Annotated in this window: 23 protein-coding genes; 4 read left to right on the forward strand and 19 right to left on the reverse strand. The window is 71.9% G+C overall.

All coding sequences use genetic code 11. From position 1 onward, the window contains the following. Positions 1-41: 41 nt before the first annotated feature. Positions 42-542 carry a GtrA family protein gene (locus tag ACFVHK_RS15460; RefSeq protein ID WP_376929605.1) on the forward strand — a complete coding sequence of 167 codons (501 nt, stop codon included), beginning with the start codon at positions 42-44 and terminating at the stop codon, positions 540-542. A 308-nt stretch (positions 543-850) separates the two neighbouring features. Here ACFVHK_RS15460 and ACFVHK_RS15465 read toward each other — a convergent pair whose 3' ends face one another. The 7 genes from ACFVHK_RS15465 to ACFVHK_RS15495 all read right to left on the reverse strand — a co-directional run bounded on the left by ACFVHK_RS15465 (position 851) and on the right by ACFVHK_RS15495 (position 9,259). Further along, complete coding sequence (locus ACFVHK_RS15465) at positions 851-2,659, reverse strand: DUF4012 domain-containing protein (RefSeq protein WP_376929606.1); 1,809 nt, start codon at positions 2,657-2,659, stop codon at positions 851-853. Positions 2,660-2,725: 66 nt separating this feature from the next. Then, complete coding sequence (locus tag ACFVHK_RS15470) at positions 2,726-4,201, reverse strand: sugar transferase (RefSeq protein ID WP_376929607.1); 1,476 nt, start codon at positions 4,199-4,201, stop codon at positions 2,726-2,728. A gap of 154 nt (positions 4,202-4,355) precedes the next feature. Beyond that, on the reverse strand, positions 4,356-4,973 hold the full coding sequence (locus tag ACFVHK_RS15475) for a thymidine kinase (RefSeq protein WP_376929608.1): 618 nt from the start codon (positions 4,971-4,973) through the stop codon (positions 4,356-4,358). Then, positions 4,973-5,653: a response regulator gene (locus ACFVHK_RS15480; RefSeq protein ID WP_376929609.1), complete on the reverse strand. Its 681-nt coding sequence runs from the start codon at positions 5,651-5,653 to the stop codon at positions 4,973-4,975. Before ACFVHK_RS15480 ends, ACFVHK_RS15475 begins: the two co-directional genes overlap by 1 nt. After that, positions 5,643-6,791, reverse strand: coding sequence for a hypothetical protein (locus ACFVHK_RS15485; protein WP_376929610.1), 1,149 nt, complete (start codon positions 6,789-6,791; stop codon positions 5,643-5,645). The genes ACFVHK_RS15480 and ACFVHK_RS15485 overlap by 11 nt, the downstream gene beginning before the upstream one ends. Next, positions 6,788-8,116: a sensor histidine kinase gene (locus ACFVHK_RS15490; protein WP_376929611.1), complete on the reverse strand. Its 1,329-nt coding sequence runs from the start codon at positions 8,114-8,116 to the stop codon at positions 6,788-6,790. The genes ACFVHK_RS15485 and ACFVHK_RS15490 overlap by 4 nt, the downstream gene beginning before the upstream one ends. 90 nt (positions 8,117-8,206) lie before the next feature. Continuing rightward, positions 8,207-9,259: an Rv2578c family radical SAM protein gene (locus ACFVHK_RS15495; RefSeq protein ID WP_376929612.1), complete on the reverse strand. Its 1,053-nt coding sequence runs from the start codon at positions 9,257-9,259 to the stop codon at positions 8,207-8,209. Between the two features lie 91 nt (positions 9,260-9,350). On the opposite strand from ACFVHK_RS15495, the gene ACFVHK_RS15500 reads away from it, so the two are divergent. Continuing rightward, on the forward strand, positions 9,351-9,872 hold the full coding sequence (locus tag ACFVHK_RS15500; protein WP_376929613.1) for a VanZ family protein: 522 nt from the start codon (positions 9,351-9,353) through the stop codon (positions 9,870-9,872). Here the strand turns inward: ACFVHK_RS15500 and ACFVHK_RS15505 are convergent. From ACFVHK_RS15505 to ACFVHK_RS15515, 3 genes are all read right to left on the reverse strand, one after another. Next, a complete protein-coding gene (locus ACFVHK_RS15505; RefSeq protein ID WP_376929614.1) occupies positions 9,820-11,604 on the reverse strand; it encodes an ATP-binding cassette domain-containing protein in 1,785 nt (594 codons plus the stop codon). The genes ACFVHK_RS15500 and ACFVHK_RS15505 overlap by 53 nt on opposite strands. A 326-nt stretch (positions 11,605-11,930) precedes the next feature. Beyond that, the gene (locus tag ACFVHK_RS15510; RefSeq protein WP_376929615.1) at positions 11,931-13,409 is read right to left on the reverse strand and encodes a malate:quinone oxidoreductase; all 1,479 of its coding nucleotides are present in this window, start codon (positions 13,407-13,409) and stop codon (positions 11,931-11,933) included. A gap of 85 nt (positions 13,410-13,494) precedes the next feature. Next, positions 13,495-13,914 carry a hypothetical protein gene (locus ACFVHK_RS15515; RefSeq protein WP_376929616.1) on the reverse strand — a complete coding sequence of 140 codons (420 nt, stop codon included), beginning with the start codon at positions 13,912-13,914 and terminating at the stop codon, positions 13,495-13,497. An 88-nt stretch (positions 13,915-14,002) separates the two neighbouring features. Here ACFVHK_RS15515 and ACFVHK_RS15520 point away from each other — a divergent pair, with 88 nt between their 5' ends. Next, positions 14,003-14,623 carry a MerR family transcriptional regulator gene (locus ACFVHK_RS15520; protein ID WP_376929617.1) on the forward strand — a complete coding sequence of 207 codons (621 nt, stop codon included), beginning with the start codon at positions 14,003-14,005 and terminating at the stop codon, positions 14,621-14,623. A gap of 84 nt (positions 14,624-14,707) precedes the next feature. Here ACFVHK_RS15520 and ACFVHK_RS15525 read toward each other — a convergent pair whose 3' ends face one another. The 5 genes from ACFVHK_RS15525 to ACFVHK_RS15545 form a co-directional block, all read right to left on the reverse strand. After that, the gene (locus ACFVHK_RS15525) at positions 14,708-15,763 is read right to left on the reverse strand and encodes an aspartate-semialdehyde dehydrogenase (RefSeq protein WP_129235324.1); all 1,056 of its coding nucleotides are present in this window, start codon (positions 15,761-15,763) and stop codon (positions 14,708-14,710) included. 166 nt (positions 15,764-15,929) lie between these two features. Further along, positions 15,930-17,204: an aspartate kinase gene (locus tag ACFVHK_RS15530; RefSeq protein ID WP_129235323.1), complete on the reverse strand. Its 1,275-nt coding sequence runs from the start codon at positions 17,202-17,204 to the stop codon at positions 15,930-15,932. Between the two features lie 101 nt (positions 17,205-17,305). After that, the gene (locus ACFVHK_RS15535; protein ID WP_376929618.1) at positions 17,306-17,659 is read right to left on the reverse strand and encodes a nuclear transport factor 2 family protein; all 354 of its coding nucleotides are present in this window, start codon (positions 17,657-17,659) and stop codon (positions 17,306-17,308) included. Between the two features lie 64 nt (positions 17,660-17,723). Continuing rightward, complete coding sequence (recR, locus tag ACFVHK_RS15540) at positions 17,724-18,320, reverse strand: recombination mediator RecR (protein WP_129235321.1); 597 nt, start codon at positions 18,318-18,320, stop codon at positions 17,724-17,726. A gap of 3 nt (positions 18,321-18,323) precedes the next feature. After that, positions 18,324-20,726 carry a DNA polymerase III subunit gamma and tau gene (locus ACFVHK_RS15545; RefSeq protein ID WP_376929619.1) on the reverse strand — a complete coding sequence of 801 codons (2,403 nt, stop codon included), beginning with the start codon at positions 20,724-20,726 and terminating at the stop codon, positions 18,324-18,326. Between the two features lie 201 nt (positions 20,727-20,927). Here ACFVHK_RS15545 and ACFVHK_RS15550 point away from each other — a divergent pair, with 201 nt between their 5' ends. Then, positions 20,928-21,302, forward strand: a complete 375-nt coding sequence (locus ACFVHK_RS15550) for a TraR/DksA family transcriptional regulator (RefSeq protein WP_129235747.1) — start codon at positions 20,928-20,930, stop codon at positions 21,300-21,302. Between the two features lie 7 nt (positions 21,303-21,309). On the opposite strand, the gene ACFVHK_RS15555 is transcribed toward ACFVHK_RS15550, so the two are convergent. The 4 genes from ACFVHK_RS15555 to pta all read right to left on the reverse strand — a co-directional run bounded on the left by ACFVHK_RS15555 (position 21,310) and on the right by pta (position 26,735). Then, the gene (locus ACFVHK_RS15555; RefSeq protein WP_376929620.1) at positions 21,310-22,683 is read right to left on the reverse strand and encodes an MFS transporter; all 1,374 of its coding nucleotides are present in this window, start codon (positions 22,681-22,683) and stop codon (positions 21,310-21,312) included. Then, a complete protein-coding gene (locus tag ACFVHK_RS15560; RefSeq protein ID WP_129234556.1) occupies positions 22,680-23,273 on the reverse strand; it encodes an ArsR/SmtB family transcription factor in 594 nt (197 codons plus the stop codon). The genes ACFVHK_RS15555 and ACFVHK_RS15560 overlap by 4 nt, the downstream gene beginning before the upstream one ends. A gap of 94 nt (positions 23,274-23,367) precedes the next feature. After that, positions 23,368-24,606 (reverse strand): acetate/propionate family kinase, encoded by a 1,239-nt coding sequence (locus ACFVHK_RS15565; RefSeq protein ID WP_376929621.1) that lies wholly within the window; start codon positions 24,604-24,606, stop codon positions 23,368-23,370. Next, a complete protein-coding gene (gene pta, locus ACFVHK_RS15570; protein ID WP_376929622.1) occupies positions 24,603-26,735 on the reverse strand; it encodes a phosphate acetyltransferase in 2,133 nt (710 codons plus the stop codon). Before pta ends, ACFVHK_RS15565 begins: the two co-directional genes overlap by 4 nt. Positions 26,736-26,784 lie beyond the last annotated feature (49 nt).

Consider the following 26,784-nt stretch of genomic DNA (forward strand, 5'->3'; position numbering starts at 1 on the left):
CGGACACGGGGGCAGTACCGGCTCCGTAGTAGCGTAGTCGAATGTCACAGCACGCCCGTTGGCGCCGTCTCGCCGGTCTCGGGGCTCGATTCCTGACCGTGGGAGCTATCAGCACACTGATCGAGATCGCGGTGTTCAACCTGCTCTATCTCGTGCTGGGGGTCGATCTCGTCGCGGCGAAGATCATCGCCTCGCTCGTCGCGCTGGTGAATGCGTACCTCGGCAATCGCGAGTGGACGTTCCGGCATCGCGGCGGTCACTCGCGGTCGATCGAGATCACCCTGTTCATCGTCGTGAACGCGATCTGCACGGCGCTCGGAGCCATCCTGGTCTGGGCGGGCGTCGTCGCCGCGTCCGCGACGCTCGGCAGGGAGGCCGGACCGTTCGCCGTGAATGCGATCAACCTGATGAGCATCGTCGTGGTCGTGTTGCTGCGCTTCCTCCTGTACCACTACGTCGTGTTCCGCGGCGTTCGGGTACGCGAGCAGTCCGATGTCACGGAGGAATCCGACGAGCGCGCCGGCTCAGAGACGACTCGCTGATCCGTCGCCACGCGCTCCACGTTCGGCGCACCGTCCGTCCTGCGCGATCAGCGCTCGGCCCGGTGCTCCGAGAGGTATCGGCCGAGTGCCGTCGCAGCGGGTTCGGGTCGCGCGGATCTTCGCGAGGTCGAGTTCGCCGTGCGCTGGCCTCGGAGCCACCGCGCGACCGGATGCCGCGCGTTCCTGCGCCGTATTCGGCCGTCATCCTCGCTCGCTCGCGGGCAGGATCGTGAGACCGACCGACGGGAAGACGTCGCGTGCGACGTCGAACCAGCTGGCGAACGGTGATCCTCGTTCGGACCGGACGTTCAGCGCTCGACGCAGCCCGGCGCGTCGATCGAGACGCCGGCCTTCCGCACGAGCGGCGTGTGTCGGACCTCGAGGGGGCCGTACGTCGCATCCGCCCCGCCGCTGAAGGTCGCGACGACGGTGTGCGAGGACGCCGGGAGATTCCGGATGTTCACCTTCACCGCGGGCCGCCCGAGATGCGGGAGCGGGGTGGCCGCGGCGGGAGCCCCGTCCACGGTCACGGCCTCGAGCGTCGCGCCGACCGGGCCGTAGAGCACGAGGTCGGTCGAGATGTCGCCTCGGGGGAAGTACTTCCCGGTCGCCACGTATTCCGCGAGCCCGTCGACGTCGCCCGGCTGAACCGTGTTCGTGAGCGTCGCACTGGTCGTGAAGGTCGGTGACGTTCCCTCCTCGACAGTGCACGCGTCGGTCGAGGCCGCGACGTCGAGCTGCAGGTAGTAGTCCATCTTCCCCTGCGTGATGTCGTTGACGTAGACGCCCACGACGCTCTGCTCCGCGTTGTCGGTCGGCAGGGTCCCGGTGATCCGCGATCCCGTGATGTAGTCCGCCTCGTCGGGATCGGACGGGACGTACATCAGTCGGTCCTCATCGATGGATCGCGACAGCGCCTCGACGAGCGCACCCGCGTCGCCGCCGCCGGAGGTCAGCACCTTGAACACCGATGCGGCGGCGGCAGCGAAGAACGCGTCCTGCTCCTCGGGCTCCTCATAGGTCGAGTACACCTCGTTGAGCACGAGGCTCGCGGCGTTGTCGGAGGTGATCTTCTCCCCCGTCGGCAGGGTGACGGGCCCCGTCGCGCCGATGATGTAACCGAGCGCGACCGGGTCGAAGGAGACCACGCCGTCGACCTGGTCGCCGAAGGACTCGTCCCAGAACGCCCGGATGAGCTCCGCGGTCTCGGGGAAGTCGGGCGTCAGGGTGACATCCATCATGTACCGGCCGATCTTGTCGCCGTAGAGTGCCTCGGTCTCCGCATCGAGCGGGATGATCGGCTCGGCTCGACCGTTCTGAAAGTCGCTGCTCGAAGCCTGCCGCGCGATGGTGATCCGACCGTCGGTGACGTTCACGAGCAGCAGCGCCGCCGGGTTGCCGCCGGTGCCGCGCGCCTCGGCGAGGTTCTGGAAGAGGACGAGGTAGTTGCGCGGGCCGTCCGCCCCGAGCGCACCCGGCAGCACCGCGAGCGCCTGCTGCGCGGGGAGGATCATCGGCTCGAGTTCGGTCACCGCGCCGTCGAGCTGGTCGACGCCGTCGCGGACCGGGCCGATCAGCTCGTCGCGATCGACCGAATCCAGCTCGGAGGCGACATGGACGATCGTGTCGGCGACGCCGTCGACCGTGGCCGAGAGCTCGGTGAGGGCGGCGAGGTCGACCGCTCCGTCGACGGGCTTCAACGCGTCGATGCTGAGCGTCGTGGCCGGCTCCACGACGCCGTCGACGAGTTCGTCGACCGATGCCGACGTGATCCGGACGGCCTGCAGGTTGGCCCCGAGCGTCGGGACCCACTCGAACGAGCGCCACATCGGATCGTCCGTGAGTTCACGAGCCTTCGCCGAGTGCGTCCGGAGCTGCTCGATGGTCGCGGTCGCCCCGTCCTGGTCGCCGTCGAGCACCTGCTGCTGGGCCTGCTTCGCGAGGGGGATGGCCTGCTCGAGTTCGTCCTTCGCCGCGAACCCGCGCTCGGCGATCTGCGCGCCGGCGACGCCGACTCCGACGAGCGCGAGGAGGACGACACCGAGGGAGACGGGTACCCACAGCCGAGCGCTCTTCACCAGCGGTCGCTTCGGCCGATCCGTTCCTCGCCTACTCACGCGAGCCATCGTATGTCGTCACGGCCGGGATCCGGCTGGGCGCCGGATCACGATCACGACACGGCATCAGTAGGCGCCCTGCGCCTGGAGGACGGCACGCGCCGTGCGATAGAGGATGATGACGTCACCGGTCAGCGACCAGTTCTCGACGTAGTAGAGGTCGAGGCGGACGCTGTCGTCCCACGACAGGTCGGAGCGCCCCTGCGTCTGCCAGAGGCCCGTGATGCCGGGGCGGACGAGCAGCCGTCGGCGCGCCCACTCGTCGTACCGCTCGACCTCGGATGCGAGCGGCGGCCGGGGACCCACGAGGGACATCTCGCCGCGCAGCACGTTGATGAACTGCGGCAGCTCGTCGAGGCTGTAGCGACGCAGGATCGCGCCGATGCGCGTGACGCGAGGATCGGCGCGCATCTTGAAGAGCACCCCGTTGCCGTCCGTACGGTCGAGCAGCGTCGGGAGGTGCGCCTCCGCGTCGACGACCATCGACCGGAACTTCAGCATGCGGAACCGGGTGCCGTTGAGCCCGACCCGTTCCTGGGAGTAGAGCGCCGGGCCCGGGCTGTCACGTCGGACGAGCACCGCGATCGTGAGGAACACCGGGCTGAGGACGATGAGCGCGAGGGTGGCGACGACGAGGTCGAACGCGCGCTTCGCCGCGTACTTGCGGCCGGTGAACTCGGGGTAGTCGACCTGGATGAGCGGAAGCCCGGCAACCGGTCGCGCGTGGATGCGGGGACCCGCGACGTCCGTCAGGGCCGGAGCCACCACGAGGTTCGTCGCGGTCGCCTCGAGCTGCCAGCCGAGCTGGCGCATGCCGCGCGGGTCGATGGTGTCGGCCCCCGTGAAGACGACCGTATCGGCGCGCGCGGCGCGCAGCGCATCATCGATCTCGTGGTATGCGCCGAGGACGGGGATCCCGGGCGCGAGTTCACGGGACGACTCGCCGTGCTCGGTGAGCGCCCCCACGATCACGATGCCGGAGACCCCGTCGCGCGCGATCTGCTCGGCGACGTGGAGCGACTTCTGCCGCTCGCCCATGAGGATGGCGCGGTGCAGGAAGCGTCCGTCCGCCCGCTGCCGCAACAGCCACTTCCGCCACGCCCATCGCGCGGTCATGAGCAGCGCGAGGCCGAGCGGGAGGGCGACCAGCACGTATGCGCGGCCGACTTCGGAACGCAGCAGGAACGCACCGATCGCGAGCACCGCGAAGACACGGATGCTCGCATCGGCGATCCGACGGTATTCGGCGGTGCCCGCGCCGATGATCGTCCGGTCCCGCGTGGCGAAGATCGCGAGCGACGCGAACCAGCCCGCGGCGAGGAGTGCGGACACCAGTGCGTAGCTCAGCAGGTACTCGGCGTCGCCGAGCCCGGGAATGCGGAGCGAGGTGCCGGTCGTCCCGAACCTGATGAACTGCGATCCGTACACGGCGAAGACGATGACGATGAGGTCGGTCGCGAGCAGTCGCCGCGCGTAGGCGCGTTGCCATTCCTCAACCGTCTCGGCAGGACTCGTCTCCGTGGCGTGCCGTGCGAGGGTCATCCATCACCTCCGCCGCAATGGCTCGGGCCCGATGACGGCCCCCGAGCGTCCGCCGTTCGGGTCGGCGGACAGGGTCAAGGTTAACGCGCCGCTGTCCCCCTATGTGAGGACCGGAGGAAAGTACCCCCCTAATTGGGGCGACGCCTCCCGACGGTCAGCCGTGGCGTCCGCGAAGCCGGCCGCCGCTCTCCTCCAGGTAGCAGGCGCCGCAGAGCGACTCGTATGCCACCTCGACGCCGTCGATCGCGACCTGGTCGCCGTCGAAGATGAATCGGCCGCCGACTCGGCGGCCGTTGAAGATCGCCTTCCTGCCGCATCGGCAGATCGTCTTCAGTTCCTCGAGACTGTGGGCGATCTCGAGGAGGCGCCCGCTTCCGGCGAAGGCGACGGTCTGGAAGTCGGTGCGGATGCCGTAGGCGAGGACGGGGATGTCGTCGAGCAGTGCGATTCGCAGCAGGTCGTCGACCTGGTCTGCCCTGAGGAACTGCGCCTCGTCGACGAGCAGGCAGCTCACGTCGCGCCCGTGGGCCTCGATGACCGGCGTGCGGTGGCGCTGGAACACGTCGAGCACCTGGTCGTCGGGCGCGATCGTGAAGTCGACCTCCCGCACGACGCCGAGCCGTGACACGATGTCGCGGTCGCCCTTGGTGTCGACCGCCGGCTTGGCGAGCAGCACGCGGTGCCCGCGCTCCTCGTAGTTGAACGCGGCCTGCAGCAGTGCGGTGGACTTGCCCGAGTTCATCGCCCCGTACCGGAAGTAGAGCTTGGCCACTACTCGAGCATCCCGTCCTCCGCCGCTCGGCGGATCAGTTCGGCCCGACGGCCGGCCGGCCTCCCGACCTTGGCGTACTTGTCCCGTGCCCGACGGAGGTAGGTCTTCGCGGTCTCGTAGCCGACGTCCATGGTCGCGGCGACGTCGGCGGTCGACATCCCCTGCACGTAGAGTCCGACGGCCCGCCGCTCTGCGGCGCTGAGCGCGGCCTCCGGCGGGGCCGAGACCTCGAGGCCCCCGTCGTCGGATCCGGCTGAACCGGCCGGGCCCTTCGACGCCGCGGACGCCCGCTCCCCCCGGAGTGCACGCCGGGCCGCCGCCACGAGGTCCTCCACCGGGACGGTCTTCGACACGAAGGCATCCGCCCCTGCCGCGAGGCACCGCTCGCGCGACGCGTCGTCGTCGAGCGCGGTGACCACGACGACGATCGCACCCGCGGCGCGACAGGCGCGGATCCTGGACTCGATGGAGACCGTGTCACCGAGCTGGAGGTCCATCAGCACGAGGTCGACGGGGAAGTCGGGATGGCGGACCAGGTCGAGCCACGCGGTCGTGCGGATGACCACGCGAAGGTCGGGTGCGTGCTCGGCGATCCAGCTCGCGATGCCGTCGACGATGACGGCGTGGTCGTCGAGGATCGCGACCCTGACGACTTCGTCGACCTCGGGCTCAGGCGTCATATCGGAACTCCACCCGGACATTCTCTCGCGTCATCTCGAGATCGCCGCGCACCCCCACCGCCCGCGCGACCGCCAGGAACCGCTCGATCTCTCGCCTGGCCGGCGCCGAACCGCCTGCCGCAGCCACGAGCGCCTCGACACGGACGATCGCACCGCCGCCCTCCGCGGCGACCTCGATCCGGATCGCATCCGAGCGATCGGCGCTGCTCAACCAGGACAGCAATGCGGTCAAGGGCGGCCGCTGATCGCTGCGCAGACGCGCCGCGGTGGCCCCGGGATCGTCCACGACGACGGGGACCCGGCGTGCGGCGCCGATGGACGTTGCGAGGTCGTCGAGCCAGGTCGACTCGATGCCCGCCTTCAGCGCGCGACGGAGCATCTCCGCGAGCTCCCGCGCCCGATCGGCGTCGGCGACGCTGATCCTCTCGGCGTTCATGACGCCGGCGAGGAAGGGCAGCACTTCCCTGCTGAGCACCGACACGCGGCCCTGCTGCACCGAGCGGACGATTCCGGCGCGCACGCCGCCGTCGCGTTCGAGCGCGATGGCGTTCGCCTCCCGCTGCCACGAGAGGCTCTCCCTGACGATGGTCGCCGAGTACGCCGCACCCGCGGCCGAGAGGGCGAGCACCGCGACCGAGTTGACTGCGACGAGCGCCGCGGCGTTGGCCTGCGTCGCGCTCGCACCCGACGAGCCGATGGCGAGGATCGCGAGCACGGCGGCTGCGACCGCGCCCGCCGCGAGCAGTGAGATCCAGGTGCTGAACGGCGCCAGGGAGAGGATCAGGATGCCCACGACGAGCGGCCCGTAGTTGTCGTACAGGTATCGATCCGCGCCCACCGTGCTGACGTACTCGGCGATCGCGCCGCCGACGGCGAGCGCGACCGCGAACCAGAGCCGGTCCACGGTGAACGGCGCGCGGGACGGGAGCGCCGAGACGGTCGCCACGGCTCCCGCAGCCGCGACGAGCAGGATGCCCGCGACCGCGGCGGCCACCGATCCGACCTCGTCCCAGTGCCACGCCGTCAGGGCGATCGAGGTCACCGCGCCGAGGATCGAGCCGGTGAGCACGAGCGGGGCCGCCGCGACGCCGCCGATCGGGTCGACCTCCTGTTGCGTGAGCCGGAGTGCGGTGCTCATTCGCCGCCCTCCGGCACCGCGAGAAGGACGGTGGTACCGACGCCGGGCCGCGACCAGACACGGGCACGACCGCCCTCCTGCTCGATGCGACCCCTGATGGACGTGCGCAGCCCGATGCGGTCGTCGGGGACGTGATCGGGGTCGAACCCCCGTCCGTCGTCCACGACGACGACGGTGACCTCACCGTCCGCCCGCCCCAGCACGACCTCCACGTCGTCCACGCCGGCGTGCCGCGCGACGTTCATCAGGCACTGCGCGACGGCGGACTCGATCGCCGAGCGACGTCGCGGACCGACCGCGGCGAGGACCTCCGGGGGGCCCGACACGTTCACCGCCAGTCCGGCGTCGCGCGCGACGCCGAACGCCTCGGAGAGCGGTGCGGGGCCGTGCTCGGCGACGTCGGATGTCGTGCCCGCCCGACCCGCGCGAGGGCGATTCCTACCGGACGCCTCGGACGCATCGCGGGACCCGGCCGCCCGGACGGTGACCGGGCTCGCGCCGCCGGCTCCGGTCCCGTACGCCGCCGCCTCGCCGTCGTCCGAATGCTCGGTCGCCCAGTCCCTCCCGACGATGAGGGAGAGGTCGTGGCTGATGGCGGTCCGCAGCCGCTCGTCGACGGGCCCTGAACCGGACGCCGCGATCGCGACGAGGTGGCTGAGGGCGGTGTCGTGGAGTCGTGCGATGGCGCGGAGTTCGTAGTCGTGGCGGATGACGAGTTCACGGGTCTGCTGGCTGGCGCGATGCAACGCCGTCTCGCGCCGGGCGTCGCTGCGGGTCAGCGCATCGAAGACCCGCGTGATCACCACGATGCCGAGGGCGGCGGCGGCCGCGGCGTTGGGCGCCCAGGCGGCACCTGCCGCCGTCGCGCCGAGGAACGCCGCCGCCTCGCCGAGTCCCCAGCCGAGCGTCGCCCAGGTGATCGCGATCCGAGAGCCGATCCCGGCGCCGCCGACGAGGAGCAACGCGGTCCGGGGCATGGCGAGCAGCGCGTTGTTCGTCGTCTCGAAGTCGTTGCCCGGGGCCATCACGAGCACCGTCAGCCCGTACACCACGGCGGTGCCTCCCAGCAGGTACACGACGGTGAGGGTGACGTTCGGGTGGAACGCCACGAGCGCGAACAGTACGGCCTGCAGGCCGATCAGCGCGAAGGCCGCGACCGCCGCCTGTTGGTCCGGACCGAACTCGCCGACGGGCTCCAGGAGGATCGACGCGACCGCGATGACCATGGCCGATGCGAGGCACACCGCACCCGCAGCATGCCCGGCGCTCGCGAGCGCCCGACTCAGGGACGCCTTCGCGAGGTGCTCGGGCAGGCCCAGGGTCATGGTTGCTCCGATCCGGCCGTCGGGGGAAACGGCACTGGCCGGATTATCGCAGTTCGGCGGCCGATCGACCCACTCTGCGACATCGCGATGTCAGAACAGCATCGCGGGCGCCGCGCCCTCGAGCGCCGGGGGCGGCGAGGAACGATCGGCGACGCGTGACCGCACGCCACCGGTCACGACGTCCTCCCGCCCGCGATCGAGGCGGTGCGCCCGCAGCAGCGGCGATACTCGTGCCGCGAGCCACGTTCGGTACTCCTTCGGCGCATATGCGGCCACGCCCGGGAACATCGCGCGGTACTTCGGCACGAGTTCCGGGTGCTCCCGCGAGAGCCAGGCGAAGAACCAGGGCTTGACCGCCCCGCGCAGGTGGAGCGCGGAGAACACGACGCTCGTCGCGCCGGCCGCCTTGACCCGGCCGAGCGCATCGTCGAGGTGCGCGCGCGTGTCGGTCAGGTACGGCAGGATCGGCATCAGGAACACCGTGCAGTCGAAGCCCGCCTCGCGAACGGCGGTGACGCAGGCGAGTCGGGCCGTGGTGGTCGGGGTCCCCGGCTCGATCGAGCGCTGCAGTTCGTCGTCGTACACCGCGATCGACATCGCGAGGTCGATCGGCACGTGCTCGCTCGCACTCTTCAGCAGGGGCAGGTCGCGACGGAGCAGCGTGCCCTTGGTGAGCACACTGAAGGGCGTGCCGCTGCCGGCGAGCGCCTCGATGATCCCGGGCATGAGGGCGTACCGACCTTCGGCGCGCTGATACGGGTCGGTGTTCGTGCCGAGCGCCACCGGGTCGTGCCGCCATGACGGCCGAGCGAGCTCACGCCGGAGCACGTCGGCGACGTTCACCTTCACGATGAGCTGCCGGTCGAAGTCGTCGCCCGGTCCGAGGTCGAGGTACTGGTGCGTCGGCCGCGCGAAGCAGTAGACGCAGGCATGGCTGCACCCTCGATACGGATTGATGGTCCATCCGAACGGCACGTACGACTGGCCCGGCACGCGGTTGAGCGCCGACTTGGCGAGCACCTCGTGGAACGTCAGGCCCGCGAACTCTGGCGTCTGGACGGAGCGCACGAGGTTGCTCAACCGAGCCAGGCCGGGCAGCGTCCCCTGCTGCTCGACGTCGAGTTCCTGGCCGATCCATCGCATGCGCTCATTCGAACATACGTTCGATCACTCCGCAAGCCGGCGCGCGCACCGGCGACACCTCGGCGCAACAACCCCGGGCTACGCTGTGTCGATGTCCCGGACGCCGAATCCCGACCGTCGCCCGGCACCCGCGACATCATCCACCGGCCCCGGCCCCGGCCCGCGCGCGCTCGCATGGCGACGCGTGGTCCTCGCGATCGTCGGCCTCGCGTACGGCATCGGCCTGTGGACCGTCCTCTTCTGGCCCGTGCACGTCGACGGCGAGGGCGGCCTCATCAGGGTCGACGGGATCATCGATCTCCTCGGGCGGATGGGCATGCCCGCCGGGATCCGCTACCCGCTCGTGCAGTCCGGGCTGAACGCGGTCCTCTTCCTCCCGTTCGGCGCGCTCTGGGCCGCGTGGTTCCGGCGTCAACGGCTGCACCTGGTGATCTCCGCCACGGCGCTGGCCGCCGCTGCGAGCCTCGCCGCGGAGATCGCACAGGGTCGCTACCTCCCCGAGCGCACGTTCGACCTGCGCGACGTCGTCGCGAACGGGGTCGGCGCGGGCATCGGCGCCCTCATCGTCGTCCTCGCGGCGCGGCGCCCGCCACCACGCGAACCGGGTTCGTGACGACGGATGCCTCGAGCGCCAGCTCCTCCCCCGCCCATCGGCGCCGGAGCCAGCGGTCGTGGCTGGCGACGATCACCGCTCCGGGGAATCCGCCGAGCGCGTCCTCGAGCTCGCCTGCGAGGGCCAGCGAGAGGTGGTTGGTCGGCTCGTCGAGCAGGAACACGTGCGGGGGCGCCGCGATGACGAGCGCGAGCGCGAGCCGCCGCTGCTGACCGACCGAGAGCCGCCCGACGGCGCGATCGAGGTCGCGCGGCGCGACGAGTCCGAGACCGGCGAGTGGCACGCGCTCGGCGCGCCGCTCCCCCAGCGCCCGCTCGTAGATGGCGCGCGGCGTGGCATCCGGCTCGGCGAAGCGCACGTCCTGCTCGAGCAGGCCGACCCGCAGGCCCCGTCGACGACGCACGGTGCCGCGGTCCGGAGCGAGCCGGCCGGCCAGCACCGAGAGGAGCGTCGACTTGCCTGCTCCGTTCGCGCCCGTCACCAGCAGCCTGGTCGTCGACGCGATCCGAAGCGCCCCGAGGTCGAGGCGCCCGGCGACGGCGAGGTCGGCGACGTGCAGGAGGAGACCCGAGTCGTCCGACGGCGCGTGCGCACCGCCCGGGATGCCCGCGAACGCCATCGGCGCTGGCGGGCGGGAGACCTGCGTCCGCTCGAGCTCGTCGAGCCGGTTCTCGGCGTTGCGGACCCGCCTCGACACGGCGGCCTCGACGTTCCCGCGCTTGAAGTGCTTCAGGAACTTGTCGTTGTCGGTCGGGCCGCGGCCGTGCGCGACCTGGCGGGCCGTCTCCGCGACCGAGCGGCGCAGCCGCCTCAGCTCGCCCTGCTCGTCGTCGTACTGCCGACGCCAGCGTGCGCGTTCGTCGTCGCGGCGGCCGAGGTAGTCGCTGAACGACCCCCCGAACACCGTGCCGACGGATGCCGCGAGCGCCGCTTCGCGTCCGTGCTCGCCCCATGCGCTGCCGCCCGATCGCGCGAGCGCGGTCGCGCCAGAACGACCGGGGTCCAGGTCGAGGAGCCCCGTCGCGACGCGGTCGAGGAACTCGCGGTCGTGGCTCGCGAACGCGACCGGCCCGCGCCAGCCGCGAAGTCGCTCCTCCAGGAAGGCCGCGGCGGCGTCGTCGAGGTGGTTGGTCGGCTCGTCGAGCAGGAGGGCCTCCGGCGATGCGAGCAGGAGCGCGGCGAGCGCGAACCTGCTCCGCTGCCCCCCGGAGAGCTCGTCGACGCGTCGATCCCGTCCGAGGCCCGACAGGCCGAGACCGTCGAGGAGTTCGTCGCGCCGACGGTCGAGCGACCAGACTTCGGCGAGTTCGGCGGCCTCGAGCGCCCGGGCGTACCGTTCGGCCGGGTCGTCGTGCGACCCGGTCGGGTCCGCGGCGTCGGCCCCGAGCGCGGCGGCGGCGTCGTCGAGTTCGCGCTCGATCGCACGCACCTCCTCGACGGCCGACTCGAGCACGTCGCGGACGCGATCGCCCGGCGCGAACGGCGGCTCCTGGAGGAGCAGCCCGGTGCGCGCGGGGCGCACGAGGCGCCCCTGCACGGCGGCACCCCTGAGGGAGGCACCGGCGACGAGCCGCAGCAGCGTCGACTTGCCCGCGCCGTTCTCGCCGATGAGCCCGAGACGGTGCCCGGGCGCGACGGCGAAGCCGAGGTCGGCGAACACGCGGCGATCTCCGTAGGCGACCGAGAGCCCGTCGACGCGGAGGTGGGAGGAATGGGAGTGGATGACCGGCATGTGGAAGGGATCCCTTCGCGAGATGCCCCCGGGCCGTCGAACGGCGCCCGCGCGCTTCGGCGAGCACGGACGACGCGTCGACCGAGCGGTCGGCGCGCGAGAGGGACGACACGACGGCCCGGGAGCGGGTGATGGATCCCGCCGGGCGTGTGCCGTCGTCGAGGCGAGCGCGAACACGGTCGCGATCAGTGCAGGAGCGCACACCCCGGTGTCGACGGCGCCTCGGGCGCGGGACGGTGGGATGTACTCACTTCATAGCGCCGTTGAGAGTAGCAGACGGCGAGACGCCTGTGAAGAGCGGATGCCGCGGCATCCGCCCCTCGGGTTCAGGCGCTGATATCGAGCGCGGCCGCGGTCCGCGCGAGCGAGGCAGCCGCGACCTCCGGGTCGTCGGAGAGGGTCGTGCCGTACGACGGGATCATCTCGCGGATCTTCGGCTCCCATTCGGCCATGCGCTCGGGGAAGCACTTCTGCATGACCTCGAGCATGATCGGGACGGCGGTGGACGCGCCCGGCGAGGCACCGAGGAGGCCGGCGATCGAGCCGTCCGCCCCGGAGATCACCTCGGTGCCGAACTGCAGCACGCCGCCCTTCTCCGGGTCCTTCTTCATGACCTGGACGCGCTGCCCGGCCGTGATGAGCTCCCAGTCCTCCGACTTCGCCGTCGGCATGAACTCGCGCAGCGCCTTCATCTTCGCCTCGCGCGAGGCGAGCAGCTCGGAGACGAGATAGCGCACGAGGTCGAAGTTGCGCAGGCCCACCTGCAGCATCGGGATGATGTTGTGCAGGCGGATCGAGAAGGGCAGGTCGAACCAGGTGCTCGTCTTCAGGAACTTCGGGGTGAAGCCCGCGTACGGCCCGAAGAGCAGCGAGGTCTCGCCGTCGACGACGCGCGTGTCGAGGTGCGGCACCGACATCGGCGGGGCGCCGACCGCGGCCTTGCCGTAGACCTTCGCCTGGTGCTGTCCGACGACCTTGGGGTTCGTGGTGCGCAGGAACTGACCGGAGATCGGGAAGCCGCCGTAGCCCTTGATCTCGGGAATGCCGGAGTGCTGCAGGAGCGACAGCGCCCCGCCGCCCGCGCCGACGAAGACGAATCGCGCGCGCACGGTCTCGGGGGTGTTGCCGACGAGGTTCCGGATGCGCAGCTTCCAGGTGCCGTCCTTCTGGCGCTTCAGCCACGTGACCTGGTGGTCGGTGCGGATCTCGGCCCCGCGCGACTCGATGTCGCGGAGCATCTGGACCGTGAGCGCGCCGTAGTCGACGTCGGTGCCCGACTCGATGCGGGTCGCGGCGATCTTCGCCTTCGGGTTGCGCTTCTTGGCCAGGAGGGGCGCCCACTGGGCGATCGTGTCGAGGTCCTCCGAGTACTCCATGCCGGCGAACAGCGGCTCGCCCTCGAGCGCGTCGACGCGCTTCTTCAGGTACTCGATGTTGGACTTGCCGCGCACGAAGGTCATGTGCGGCGTGGAGTTGATGAAGCTGTTCGGCTCGGAGAGCGCGCCCGACTCGACGAGGTGCGCCCAGTACTGGCGGCTGACCTGGAACTGCTCGTTGATCGACACGGCCTTCGCGGCGCTCACGCTGCCGTCGGCCGCTTCGGGCATGTAGTTCAGCTCGCAGAGCGCGGCGTGACCGGTGCCCGCGTTGTTCCACGGGTTCGAGGACTCCTGGGCGACGCGACCGAGGCGCTCGTAGAGGCGGATGCTCCAGTCGGGCTGCAGCCTCGAGATCAGGGAGCCGAGCGTGGCGCTCATGATGCCCCCGCCGATCAGGACGACGTCGACGCTTTCCTCGGAATTCACGCGTTCCAGTGTATGGGCGCGCGGATGGACGCGATGACCAGCCAGTCTGCCGCGGATGTACGCCCTGACCAGCCCGGGTGCGAGGTCAGAGGGCCTGGATGCCGCCTGCGAGCAGCCCGACGCCGGCCGTGGCGAGACCGATCGTGAGCGAGAGCGCGCCCAGCCAGAGCAGCAGGATGGCGCGGCCCGGCTTCTCGGGATCGCGCCCGAGCACCGACAGGAAGAAGCCGGCCGGCATGAGGATCGCGGCGATCGGCACGCCGAGTCGGGCGATCCAGAGCCATCCGCCCTCGAGCGCGGCCGCCGGCAGCACGGCGAGGATCGCGACCGAGAGCACGATGAGCACGCCCGCGTGCGCGTGCCCGGCGCGGAAGAACGACTGCTGCAGCGGGTTGGCGGGCGCGAGGCCGCGCGAGACGCGGGTGAGGAACCATCCGCCGCTCTCGACCGTGACGAGTGCGAGCAGGAGCGCTCCGATGAGGATGGTGTCGATCGGCGACGGCATGGCGCGGCCCTCCGGGGTTCGAAGTCATGATTGGATAGCGTGACTCTCCAATATTAGAGAGTCATGCTATCCAATGCAAGGAGCGGGTATGCGCATCTCGGGACTCGCCGACGCCTCGGGCGTCGCCGTCGCGACCATCAAGTTCTACCTGCGCGAGGGGCTGCTGCACCCCGGCGTCGCGACCTCGGCGACGCAGGCGACGTACGACGACTCGCACGTGCGCCGGCTGCGGCTGATCCGGGCGCTCACCGGGCCGGTCGGGCTCAGCGTGCAGCAGGCGCGGACCATCCTCACCCTCGTCGACGACCCCGGCGACGACCTCTACGCCTCGCTCGGCCGGGCGGTCGGCGCGCTCCCTCCGGCCACCGCGCCGGCGCCGGCCGGCGACCCCGACCCGTACCCCCGGGCCCGCGCGGCGCTCGAGGCACTGGGCCAGGTGTTCGACCCGAGGTTCCCCGCGGTCGCGCAGCTCGAGACCGCGTTGGCCGCCGCCGAGGACGCGGGGCTCCCGATCAGCCCCGAGCGCCTGCTCGCCTACGGGCGCTCGCTGCGCGAGCTCGCGGCCTACGACGTCGGACGGATGCCGGCGGAGCCGCGCGCCGCCATCGAGTACACGGTGCTCGGCACCGCGCTGTACGAGCCGGTCATCCTCGCGCTGCGCCGCCTCGCCCACCAGGACGTCGCGGCGCGGCTCGATCTCGGGGGCTGAACTCGCCCGCACGCGGCCGAGCGCACACGCCCGGACAGCACGAGACCCGGCCGCCTCGACGACGACCGGGTCCCGTGAGGTGGATCAGACCGACGCCGGCAGCTTCGCCGCGACGAGTTCCGCGATCTGCACCGCGTTCAGCGCCGCGCCCTTGCGCAGGTTGTCGTTCGAGACGAAGAGCACGAGGCCCTTGCCCTCGGGCGCCGACTGGTCCTGGCGGATGCGGCCGACGTAGCTCGGGTCGGTGCCCGCGGCCTGCAGCGGCGTGGGGATGTCGCTGAGCGCGACGCCCGGGGCATCCGCCAGCAGCTCGGTCGCGCGCTCGGGCGTGATCGCGTTGGCGAACTCGGCGTGGATCGAGAGCGAGTGCCCCGTGAAGACCGGCACGCGCACGCACGTGCCCGCGACGCGCAGGCCCGGCAGCTCCAGGATCTTGCGGCTCTCGTTGCGGAGCTTCTTCTCCTCGTCGGTCTCGAGGTCGCCGTCGTCGACGATCGAGCCCGCGAGCGGGATCACGTCGAACGCGATGGGCCGCGGGAACTTCACCGGATCGGGCATCGTCACCGCGGTGCCGTCGTGCACGAGGCCGATCGCGTCCTGTGCGACCGCGGCGCGCGCCTGCTCGAGGAGCTCCTCGCCGCCGGCCAGGCCCGCACCCGAGACGGCCTGGTAGGTCGAGACCATCAGTCGCTCGAGGCCGGCCTCGTCGTGCAGCACCTTGAGCACCGGCATGGCGGCCATGGTGGTGCAGTTCGGGTTCGCGATGATGCCCTTCTTCGCCTCGTCGATGGCGTGCGGGTTCACCTCGCTCACGACGAGCGGGACCTCGGGGTCCATGCGCCAGCCGCTGGAGTTGTCGATGACGGTGACGCCCGCCGCCGCGAAGCGCGGTGCCTGGGCCTTGGAGAGCGTGGCGCCCGCGGAGAAGATCGCGATGTCGAGACCGGTCGGGTCCGCCGTCGAGGCGTCCTCGATGACGATCTCCTCGCCCTTCCACGGCAGGGTCGAGCCCGCCGACCGCGCCGAGGCGAAGTAGCGGATGCCGGCGACCGGGAAGTCGCGCTCCTCGAGCAGCCGGCGCACGACCGCGCCGACCTGTCCGGTGGCGCCGACGACGCCGATGTTCACTCCGTGTGCCATGGTGCTTCCTCTCGTGGCATCCATCAAGTATTCAGGAGGTTCCGCGACGTGCGGGACCCGAGCCGGCCGATCGTCCGGCAATGGCAGGGATCTGCCGATATTCCGGCAGTCGGTCGACGGATGCCGCGTGGTGCGTCGCGACGAGGCATCCGCTCGGTTCGGCGGTTCAGCGCCCGGTGCCGGCGTAGACGACCGCGTCGTCGTCGCCGTCGAGGTCGAACGCGGTGTGCACCGCACGGGCGGCGGCGTTGACGCTGTCGGCCCGGGTGACGACCGAGATGCGGATCTCGCTGGTCGAGATCATCTCGATGTTGATGCCCGCCTCGTAGAGCGCTTCGAACAGCCGCGCCGAGATGCCTGCGGCCGAGCGCATCGCGGCGCCGACGAGCGAGAGCTTGCCGATCTGGTCGTCGTACTGCAGCGACTGGAAGCCGAGCGTCTCCTGCGCGGCCGAGAGCGCCTGCACGGCCTTCTCGCCGTCGGACTTCGGCACCGTGAACGAGATGTCGGTCCGGCCGGTCGCGGCCGCCGAGACGTTCTGCACGATCATGTCGACGTTGGCGTTGGTGCCGGCGACGATCTTGAAGATCTTGGCCGCGGCGCCCGGCACGTCGGGGACGCCGACGACCGTGATCTTGACCTGCGACAGGTCGACCGCGACGCCGGCGATGACGGACTCTTCCACAGCTTCTCCTTCGGGAAGACGCTCGGGGTCGTAGACGATCGTCCCCTCGCTGTTGTTGAACGACGACCGCACGTGCAGCGTGACGCCGTGGCGTCGCGCGTACTCGACGGCGCGGATGTGCAGCACCTTCGCGCCCGAGCCGGCGAGCTCGAGCATCTCCTCGCTGGTGATCCGGTCGAGCTTGTGCGCCCGCTTGACCACGCGCGGGTCGGACGTGAACACGCCGTCGACGTCGGTGTAGATCTCGCACACGTCGGCGTCGAGCGCCGCGGCGAGCGCCACCGCGGTCGTGTCGCTGCCGCCGCGGCCGAGCGTGGTGATGTCGCGCGATTCGCGGCTGAAGCCCTGGAAGCCGGCGACGATGACGACCGCGCCCTCGTCGAGCGCCTCGCGCAGGCGCACGGGCGTGACGTCGACGATGCGCGCGGCGCCGTGCGTGGAGTCGGTGATCATGCCGGCCTGGCTGCCCGTGAACGAGCGGGCGTCGTGGCCGAGCGCCTTGATCGCCATGGCGAGGAGCGCCATCGAGATGCGCTCGCCCGAGCTGAGCAGCATGTCGAGCTCGCGGGGCGCCTGGATCGGCGTGACCTCGTCGGCGAGGTCCATCAGCTCGTCGGTCGTGTCGCCCATCGCGGAGACCGCGACCACGACGTCGTTGCCGGCCTTGCGGGTCTCGACGATGCGCTTGGCGACCCGCTTGATGCTCTCCGCATCGGCGACGGACGAACCGCCGTATTTCTGCACGATCAAGCTCACGTGGGCGCTCCCGGGGGTGTCTGGGCCGGGGAAATGCTCACCCGGCGCCGGAAGGACCATCATACGGCGGCGCGCATACGCGCCCGGCCATGTGACGTCGCCTAGCGGTCGCGCTCCATGTACCACTCGGTGAAGCGAGCGGCCCGGCCGTCGGACGCGAGGCGGATCACCCAGAGGTTGTCGTAGAGCTTCGCGGCCGGGTAGTCGGTGCGGCCCTGCACGACGACGAGGTCGCCGGTCTCGGTGAGCACCTCCCAGTCGAAGTGCCAGTCGCCGGGCTCGTCGCGCGAGTCGAGCCATCCGGCGACGATCGCCTCGCGGCCGCGGAGCGCGTCGGGGTCGTCGGGGCTGAACTCGTACACCGCGTCGTCCGTGAAGAGGGCCGCGATGTCGTCGGCGTCGTTCGATTCCCATGCCCGGACGTATCCGGCGACCCAGTCGGTCCCTGCGCTCATGGGGTCCGTTCTACTGGTGCGCTGCGCGTGCGTCAACGGATGGCGCGGGCCGGCGTTTCCTGCGTCAGCCGACGACGCGGCGACCCTCGAACGCGCGGCCGAGGGTGACCTCGTCGGCGTACTCGAGGTCGCCGCCGACGGGCAGGCCGGAGGCGAGGCGCGTGACGCGGATCTCGAGGGTCGTGAGCAGGCGGCTGAGGTAGGTCGCGGTCGCCTCGCCCTCGAGGTTGGGGTCGGTCGCGATGATGACCTCGGAGACCGTGCCGTCGGCGAGGCGCTGCATGAGCTGGCGGATGCGCAGTTCGTCCGGGCCGATGCCGTCGATCGGGCTGATCGCGCCGCCGAGCACGTGGTAGAGACCCCGGAATTCGCGGGTGCGTTCGATCGCCACCACGTCCTTCGCCTCTTCGACGACGCAGATGAGGCTCGGGTCGCGCCGCGGGTCGCGGCAGATCGAGCACGTCGCCTGCTCGGCGACGTTGCCGCAGATCTCGCAGAACTTCACCTTGTCGCGCACCTCGACGAGGATCTCGGCGAGGCGCGAGACGTCGAACTGCTCGGTCTGGACGATGTGGAACGCGATGCGCTGCGCCGACTTCGGCCCGATGCCCGGGAGGCGGCCGAGTTCGTCGATGAGCTCCTGGACGATGCCCTCGTACACGCGCTACCCCCGCTCCCCGAATCGGGCCTGCGGCGCTTCGACCTCTTCGAGGAAGGTCGCGCCGAGCAGGTCGCGGACGACGGCCTCGCCGTATCGCTGGATCTGCGGTGCCGTGCCGCCGGCCGGTCCCCGTGCGGAGCGCGAAGCCGGTCGGCGCGCGTCGTCGCGCGCGGGTGCTGCCGCGGTCGGGGCGCCGGGCGAGGACGGCTCGGGACCGGGTGCGAAGTCGGGCTCGGGGTCGAGCGGGGGCGCGTCGGCGTCGTCGAGCGGCGGCGGCGCGTCATCGTCCGCGACGGGGGTCTCGGTCGCCTGCGCGGGCGGGGCGGGCCGCTCGGCGACGGCCGTGCGGGCGCCCGACCGGGACGCGGGGGCCGTCGACCCTGCGGCCGCATTCGCGGTCTCCGACGCGGTCGGGTCGGACGCCGGGATCGCGACGGTCGCCCACGAGTCGACCGGGGCGCTCGAGCCGCCCCGACCCGGCGGGGTCGTGCTCGATGCGGCAGGGCCGTTCGAACCCACCGGCTCGGACGCCGGTGAGGGCGTGCCGTGCGCCGAACCCGACCTCCCGGCCGAAGCCCCGGCGGACCCTGACGGAGCGGACGCCGCCGTCGTCGAGCCTCGGCCGCCGTCGGGCGCCTGGGGCGCGGCGGGCGCGGGTGCCGCCGCGCCGCGATCCGCTCCCCCGCCGGCGGAGACGACGCGTGCGAGGAACTTGACCCGCACGCCGAGGACCTCGGCGATGGCACCGCGCAGGAGGTCTCCGACGCTCTGGCCGGGAGGGCCGGATCGGAAGCTGCCCATGTCGGACTCGCTCGGGAAGCCGAGGACGAGCACGTCGTCGTCGCGGTACTCGAGGACCTGGGCCGTGAACGCGACCATCCACGCGCTGCGCTTCGTGCGCTGGAGGCTCGAGAGCACCTCGGGCCAGGCGTCGCGCATCTGCTCGACGGTCACCGGCCCGACCGGGCGTGCGGGCTTCGCCGGAACCGGGACCTCAGCGGGCGCAGCCGGAACCGTCGCCTCGGTCTCGGCCGCGGGCGTCTCCCACTTCGGCGGCGACGTGGGGGCGACCCGTTCCGCGGGCGCCTCGGCGGGAGCCGGCTTCTCGGCGGGAGCCGGCTTCTCGGCGCCGGCGGGCTTCGCGGCGGCAGCGGGCTTCGCGGCCGGTGCAGCCGCAGGCGCGGGAGCCGGGGCCGGAGCCGCGGTCGCCGCCGGCGCGGGCGCTGCGCCGGAGGCATCCGTCACCCCGACGCGGCGTTCGAGCCGCTCGACGCGCGCGAGCGCGCCACGCTCGGTCTCGTCGCTCGACGGGACGAGGACGCGCGCGAGCATGAGCTCGAGGTGGAGGCGAGGCGAGGTCGCACCGGTCATCTCGGTGAGGGTCTGGTTGACGAGGTCGGCCACGCGCGAGAGCTCGGCGGCACCGAACACGGACGCCTGGGTCGCCATGCGCGCGAGCTCGTCGGCCGGCACGCCGCGCAGCACGGCGGCCGCAGCCTCGGGGGTCGTCGCGGCCACCACGATGAGGTCGCGGAGGCGTTCGAGCAGGTCCTCCACGAACCGGCGCGGGTCTTGGCCGGTCTGCATGACGCGATCGGCGGCGGCGAACGCGCGCGCGGCGTCGGCGGCCCCGATCGCCTCGACGACGTCGTCGAGGAGGGCGCCGTGCGTGTAGCCGAGCAGGGCGACGGCGCGCTCGTACCCGACCGTCGTCCCCTCGGACCCGGCGATCAGCTGGTCGAGCAGCGACAGCGTGTCTCTCGGCGAGCCGCCGCCGGCCCGCACGACGAGCGAGAGCACCCCGGGCTCGACCTGCACGCCCTCTTCGTCGCAGAGCTTCTGCACGTAGTCGAGCATGGGGGCCGGCGGAACGAGCCGGAACGGGTAGTGGTGCGTGCGCGAGCGGATGGTGCCGAGCACCTTGTCGGGCTCGGTCGTCGCGAAGATGAACTTCACGTGCTCGGGCGGCTCCTCCACGAGCTTCAGCAGCGCGTTGAAGCCCTGCGGCGTCACCATGTGCGCCTCGTCGAGGATGAAGATCTTGTACCGGTCGCGGGCCGGCGCGAACACCGCGCGCTCACGCAGGTCGCGGGCGTCGTCGACGCCGTTGTGGCTCGCCGCGTCGATCTCGACGACGTCGAGCGAGCCGCCGCCCGCTCGCGAGAGCTCGACGCAGCTCGGGCACACGCCGCACGGCGTGTCGGTCGGCCCCTCGGCGCAGTTCAGGCAGCGCGCCAGGATGCGCGCCGAGGTCGTCTTGCCGCAGCCGCGAGGGCCGGAGAAGAGGTACGCGTGGTTCACCCGGTCGGTACGGAGCGCCGTCATGAGCGGCTCGGTGACCTGCGACTGGCCGATCATCTCGGCGAAGGTCTCGGGCCGGTAGCGGCGATAGAGGGCGGTGACCACGGGTCAATGGTAGTCGCGGCCCCCGACAGCCCCGCCTCGCCGCCGACGACGTCGACCCGAGCGGCACGCAGGCCGGTCGCGGCACGCCGCCGGGCCGTTCGACCCGGCCGCGAGGTCGGCGGGCTGGCATAGGATCGGTGGACCGCATCGGAGCGGACACGCCATCCCACCGCCCCGGTGCACGACGACGGAGGTGGTCACGTGACGACGGGGGTCCGCACAGCCGAGCAGCTCGAGCGGTTCCGAGAGCTCCTGCTCGCGGAACGGCGCGAGGCCGAGGAGCGCCTCGCCGAGCAGAGCGAGGGGATCACGGCGGTCCGCGAGGCGAGATCCGACACGTCGGTCGACGACGAGCACGACCCCGACGGCCCGACCATGAGCCAGGAGTGGTCGCAGCGCACGGCGGTGCTGCACGACGTCGAGCACGAGCTCGCCGACATCGACCACGCGCTCGCACGCATAGACGAAGGCACCTACGGCGTCTGCGAGCGGTGCGGCAACAAGATCACGGTCGCACGGCTCGAGGCGCGGCCGACCGCGACGCTCTGCATCGACTGCGCGCGCCTCATCCGCTGACGCGAGCTCAACGCGGCGACTCGACGACGGCGCCGAGGTCTGCGACGGATGCCTCGTCGCCCGCCTCCGACACTGAGCCCCCGCCCCGTGCGCTCGACAACCCGTCGAACGCACGCAGCACGAGCGGGCTCGCGCCGAGCACCGCGTAGAGCACGGCCGCACCCGCCACGACCGGCACGAACCCGAACGCGTCGACCGCGGCACCGGCCGCGAATGCTCCGATCGGCATCGACGCCGCGACCCCCGAGGTGATCGCGCCGAACACCCGGGCGCGCATGCCGTCGGGCACGACGCCGAACAGGGCCGTCGAGATCATCGGGTTGAGCGCCCCGGCCGCGAGGCCGGACAGTGCGAGCACGACGAACAGCACCTCGACCGGCACGCCGAGCGCCATCGCCGCGTACGGCGGCGCACCCGCGAGCATGAAGCACGCGGCGAACATGACGCGCCCCGAGGCGCGATGGCCGATGAGCCCGAACACGGCCGAACCCGTCAGCGCGCCGGCGGCGAAGCAGCCGATCATGAACCCGAGCGAGGCGGGATCGCCGAGCACCTGCGAGGCGTACACGGGCTTCAACACGGTCATGCCGGCCGCGTCGATGGCGTTCGTGAGGGTCACGAGCAGCACCACGGCGAGCGCGAGCGGCGTCTTCGCGATGAAGCGGATACCGGCGACGAAACCGGCCGCGCTCTCCGCCGCGCTCGCGTGGCCCGACTCCGCAGCCCCGCGCTCCTGGACGGCGTCCGGCACGGCGGCCGCCAGGCGCGTGCGCGAGGGCACGAGCAGCGCGATGAGGATCGCCGACACGGCGAAGCCGGCGGCATCCGCCAGCAGTGCGGTCATCGGGCCCGCCAGCGCGACGAGCGCTCCGGCGGTGCCGGCGCCCACCATGGTCGCGGTGCGCTGCACGGCCGACTGGGCGCCCGCGGCGCGGGCGAGCGGCGTGTGCGCGAGCGCCGCGAGCTCGGGCATGAGCACGGTCTTCGCGGTGTCGCCGGGCGGGTCGAGGAGGCCCCCGAGGAACACGAGCGCGAGGAGCAGCCCGAAGGAGAGCAGGCCCGCCGCGTCGAAGAGCGGAATCGCGAGCACGGTGACGCCGCTCGCGACATCCGCCGCGATGCTCGACGCACGGTATCCGAAGCGATCGACGAGCACGCCGCCCAGGGCGCCGCCGATCACGAGCGGCACGGTCGCGAAGATGCCCGCGACGCCGGCGGCGAGCGGCGATCCGGTCTGCTGCAGGACGATGAGCGGCACCGCGACGATCGCGATCGCGTTGCCGCCGAGCGAGAAGAGCTGGGCGGCGAAGAGCGCGACGAGCGGCAGTCGGCGGCGCGGCGCGCGGTCGACCGGGTCGAGCGGGGCGGATGACGCGCTCACGCGCCGGACCTCGGGAACACGTGGGTCATCCACCGCACGAGCCGCGTGCCCTCGGCCGGCTCGCGCCCGCGCGCCCACCACTTGTCGCGAACCGCGGCGAGGTCGGCGGAGAGCTCCCGGAACTCCTCGAGCGTGAGGTGCGCGGCCCCGTCCGACGAGTCCGACGGTGCGATCCACTCGGGCTCGAGCTGCGCCTCGGCGTCGAGTACGGCGAGCAGTTCGCGGTGGTAGCTCTCGAGCACGGTGCGGCGCAGGGCCTCGGATGCCGCGTGCCGCGCCGGATCGTCGAGGAACTCGACGGTGTCCCAGCTCGTCATCTCGTGCGCGGCGCGCCACCAGCGCTCGCGGCGGTCGCGGGCGAGCTCGGGCGCCTCCTCGACGAAGCCGTGCTTCGCGAGGGTCGACACGTGGTAGCTCACGGAGCCGGCGGACTCCCCCGTCTGCTCGGCGAGCATGCCGACGGTCGCGGGCCCGTCCATGCGCAGGATGCCGATGAGGCGCAGCCGCGTGGGGTGCGCCATCGCGCGCATGGGGCCTGGGTCGTGCAGGTGCACGCTCGAGTCTGCAGGCGGGCGTCCGGGGTCGGTCATGGGATCAGCCTAGATTCACAAGAGCCCTTGTACAAGAGTTCTTGTGTAATTCGTCGTGCGGATGCCAGGACGTGCGGCCCTGTCGCCTTCGGCGTCAGCCCGCGACGACCTCGACCGTCTGCCGGGCGATCTCGAGCTCCTCGTTCGTCGGCACGACGAGCACCGCGGTCCGGGACGCATCCGGCGAGATGCGCCGTGCCTCCCCCGAACGCTCGGCGTTGCGCGCGGCGTCGACCTCGACACCGAACCCCTCGAGCCCCGAGAGCGCCATCGCGCGCACGTCGGCCGAGTTCTCGCCCACGCCGGCGGTGAAGACGATCGCGTCGACGCGGCCGAGCTGCGCCGCGTACGCACCCACGTACGACCGGATCCGATGCGCGTAGACCTCGAGCGCGACACGCGCCCGCTCGTCGCCCGACGTCGCCGCCTCGGTCAGGTCGCGCATGTCGCCGTGGCCGCCGAGGCCGAGCATGCCGCTCCGCTTGTTGAGCAGGTCGTCGACCTCGTCGACCCCGAGCCCCGCGCGACGCTGCAGGTGCAGCACGACCGCCGGGTCGAGGTCGCCGGAGCGCGTGCCCATCGCGAGCCCCTCGAGCGGCGTCATGCCCATGCTCGTCTCGACCGAGCGCCCGCCGTCGACCGCGCACGCCGAGGCGCCGTTGCCGAGGTGCAGCACGATGAGCTTCAGTTCCTCGACGGGCCGACCCAGGAACGCCGCCGCGGCACGCGAGACGTACCGGTGCGACGTGCCGTGGAAGCCGTACCGGCGGATGCGGTGCCGCTCGGCCAGGTCGCGGTCGAGCGCGTAGAGGTACGCCTCGGGCGGCATCGTCTGGTGGAACGCGGTGTCGAAGACCGCGACGTGCGGCACCGACGGGAACGCGCGCTCGGCCGCGACGATGCCGGCGAGGTTCGCCGGGTTGTGCAGCGGCGCGAGCACCGAGAGCTCGTCGATGTTGATCCTCACGAGCTCGGTGATCACGGTCGGCTCGAAGAAGCGCGCGCCGCCCTGCACAACGCGGTGCCCGACCGCGACCGGTGCATGCTCCTCGAGCGACGGGCCGTGCTCGGCGAAGGCCTGAAGCATCCACGCGAAGGCCGCGTGGTGGTCGGCGACCGACACCTCCTCGCGGAAGGCGCCGCCCGCCGCGTCGGTGTGCGTGGCACGACCGTCGCCCGCGCCGATGCGTTCGACGAGGCCCGACGCGAGCGGCCCGCCCGCCGAGACGTCGACGAGCTGGTACTTCAGCGACGACGACCCGGAATTGACGACGAGGACGACGCGACCCGCGCCGGGGACGTCGGCCGTGCCCGCGCCATCCGCCCCGCTCACGACGCCGCCTGGATCGCCGTGATCGCGACCGTGTTCACGATGTCCTGCACGAGTGCGCCGCGCGAGAGGTCGTTCACGGGCTTCCTGAGGCCCTGCAGCACCGGCCCGATCGCGACGGCGCCGGCCGAGCGCTGCACGGCCTTGTACGTGTTGTTGCCCGTGTTCAGGTCGGGGAAGACGAACACCGTCGCGCGCCCGGCGACCGACGAGCCCGGCAGCTTCGTGCGGGCCACCGCGGCGTCGGCGGCCGCGTCGTACTGGATCGGCCCCTCGACCGGGAGCTCGGGCGCGCGTTCGCGCACGAGCGCGGTCGCACGCCGCACCTTGTCGACGTCGGCCCCGGAACCCGACTCGCCCGTCGAGTACGACAGCATCGCCACGCGCGGCTCGATGCCGAACTGCTCCGCCGTCTGCGCCGACGAGATCGCGATGTCGGCCAACTGCTCGGCGGTCGGGTCGGGCACGACCGCGCAGTCGCCGTAGACGAGCACGCGGTCGGCGAGCGCCATCAGGAACACGCTCGAGACGACCTGCACGCCCGGCTTGGTCTTGATGATCTCGAAGGCCGGGCGGATGGTGTGCGCCGTCGTGTGCATCGCCCCGGAGACCATGCCGTCGGCGAGGCCGAGCTCGACCATCATCGTGCCGAAGTACGAGACGTCCTGCACGGTGTCGCGCGCCTGCTCGAGCGTGACGCCCTTGTGCGCACGGCGCCGCTGGTACTCGTCGGCGAACCGGTACACCAGCACGTGGTCGTGGTTCGAGAGCACGGTGGCCCGCGAGATGTCGAGGCCGAGGCCGATCGCACGCGAGCGGACCTCGATCTCCTCGCCGAGGATCGTGAGGTCGGCGACGTCGCGCGAGAGGAGCGTCGCCGCCGCGCGGAGGATGCGGTCGTCGTAACCCTCGGGCAGCACGATGTGCTTGCGCGCGTCGCGCGCGCGGGCGAGCAGCCCGTACTCGAACATGAGCGGCGTGACGACGTCGGTGCGGGCCACGTCGAGCCGATCGAGCAGCTCGACGCCGTCGACGTGCTTCTCGAAGAGGGCGAGCGCGGTGTCGCGCTTGCGCTGCGACTCGGCGGCGAGCTTGCCGCGGGTCTGCGTGATCGCGAGCGCGGTGTCGTAGCTGCTGAGCTCGGTGCGGATGATCGGCAGGCCCGACTTCAGGCCCTCGATCAGGCGCTCGACGGTCTCGGAGACGGGGAATCCGCCGTTCAGGACGATGCCCGCGATCGACGGGAACGTCGCCGAGGCGTGCGCCGTGAGCACGCCGAGCAGCACCTCGCTCCGGTCGCCCGGCACCACGACGACGGCGGCCTCGGTGAGCCAGGCGAGCACGTTCTCCATCGACATCGCGGCGACCACCACGCCGAGCGCCTCGCGCTCGAGCAGCTCGGGATCGCCGGCGTAGAGCTCTCCGCCGACCGCCCGCATGACCGAGCGCATCGAGGGCGCGACGAGGTACTGGTCCTCGGGGATGGCCCACACCGAGACGGATGCGTCGTGCCCGCCGGCCGCGCCCGACGCGGCCCGCACGGCGTCGACGATCGTGTCGAGTCGGTCCGGGTCGGCCCGGTTCGCGACCACGCCGAGGAGCGAGGCGTGTTCGCGCTCGAGTTCCTCCACCGCGAGCTCCGTGATCTGGGCGAGCTCGTCGGGCGTCCTGGCATCGGTGTAGCCGAGCCGCTCGCTCGCGCCCCGCCCCTGCGTCACGCGGCCCCCGACGACGAGGAGCACCGGCGCACCGAGGTTCGCGGCGATGCGCGCGTTGAACGCCAGCTCGGTCGGGCTGCCGACATCCGTGTAGTCGGACCCGATCACGACGACGACGTCGCACCGCGCCTCGATGGCCTTGAACCGCCGGACGATCGTGGCGAGCGCGGCGTCGGGATCGCCGTGCACGTCCTCGTAGGTGACGCCGATCGCGTCGTCGTAGCCGAGCTCGATGACGCCGTCGTGCGCGAGCAGCAGCTCGAGCACGTAGTCGCGCTCCTCGGTGGAGCGCGCGATCGGGCGGAAGACGCCCACGCGGGTCGCTCGCCGGCTCAGCGTGTCCAACGTCCCGAGCGCCACCGTCGACTTCCCGGTGTTCCCCTCGGCGGAGCAGATGTAGATGCTGTGCGCCACCCCGAAAGCCTATCGAGGCGGCTGCCGGGCACGCAGGCGATCCAGGGCC

The organism is Agromyces binzhouensis (genome assembly GCF_042672355.1).
GTDB lineage: Bacteria > Actinomycetota > Actinomycetes > Actinomycetales > Microbacteriaceae > Agromyces > Agromyces binzhouensis.

What these genes read in the sequence shown, in the direction of transcription:
- ACFVHK_RS15460 (WP_376929605.1), top strand. Translation starts at nt 42, where the DNA reads ATGTCACAGCACGCCCGTTGGCGCCGTCTCGCCGGTCTCGGGGCTCGA.
- ACFVHK_RS15485 (WP_376929610.1), bottom strand. Translation starts at nt 6,791, where the DNA reads ATGAGCACCGCACTCCGGCTCACGCAACAGGAGGTCGACCCGATCGGC.
- ACFVHK_RS15480 (WP_376929609.1), bottom strand. Translation starts at nt 5,653, where the DNA reads ATGACGCCTGAGCCCGAGGTCGACGAAGTCGTCAGGGTCGCGATCCTC.
- ACFVHK_RS15520 (WP_376929617.1), top strand. Translation starts at nt 14,003, where the DNA reads ATGCGCATCTCGGGACTCGCCGACGCCTCGGGCGTCGCCGTCGCGACC.
- ACFVHK_RS15495 (WP_376929612.1), bottom strand. Translation starts at nt 9,259, where the DNA reads ATGCGATGGATCGGCCAGGAACTCGACGTCGAGCAGCAGGGGACGCTG.
- ACFVHK_RS15505 (WP_376929614.1), bottom strand. Translation starts at nt 11,604, where the DNA reads ATGCCGGTCATCCACTCCCATTCCTCCCACCTCCGCGTCGACGGGCTC.
- ACFVHK_RS15535 (WP_376929618.1), bottom strand. Translation starts at nt 17,659, where the DNA reads ATGAGCGCAGGGACCGACTGGGTCGCCGGATACGTCCGGGCATGGGAA.
- ACFVHK_RS15525 (WP_129235324.1), bottom strand. Translation starts at nt 15,763, where the DNA reads ATGGCACACGGAGTGAACATCGGCGTCGTCGGCGCCACCGGACAGGTC.
- ACFVHK_RS15490 (WP_376929611.1), bottom strand. Translation starts at nt 8,116, where the DNA reads ATGACCCTGGGCCTGCCCGAGCACCTCGCGAAGGCGTCCCTGAGTCGG.
- ACFVHK_RS15470 (WP_376929607.1), bottom strand. Translation starts at nt 4,201, where the DNA reads ATGACCCTCGCACGGCACGCCACGGAGACGAGTCCTGCCGAGACGGTT.
- ACFVHK_RS15500 (WP_376929613.1), top strand. Translation starts at nt 9,351, where the DNA reads ATGTCCCGGACGCCGAATCCCGACCGTCGCCCGGCACCCGCGACATCA.
- ACFVHK_RS15560 (WP_129234556.1), bottom strand. Translation starts at nt 23,273, where the DNA reads ATGACCGACCCCGGACGCCCGCCTGCAGACTCGAGCGTGCACCTGCAC.
- ACFVHK_RS15515 (WP_376929616.1), bottom strand. Translation starts at nt 13,914, where the DNA reads ATGCCGTCGCCGATCGACACCATCCTCATCGGAGCGCTCCTGCTCGCA.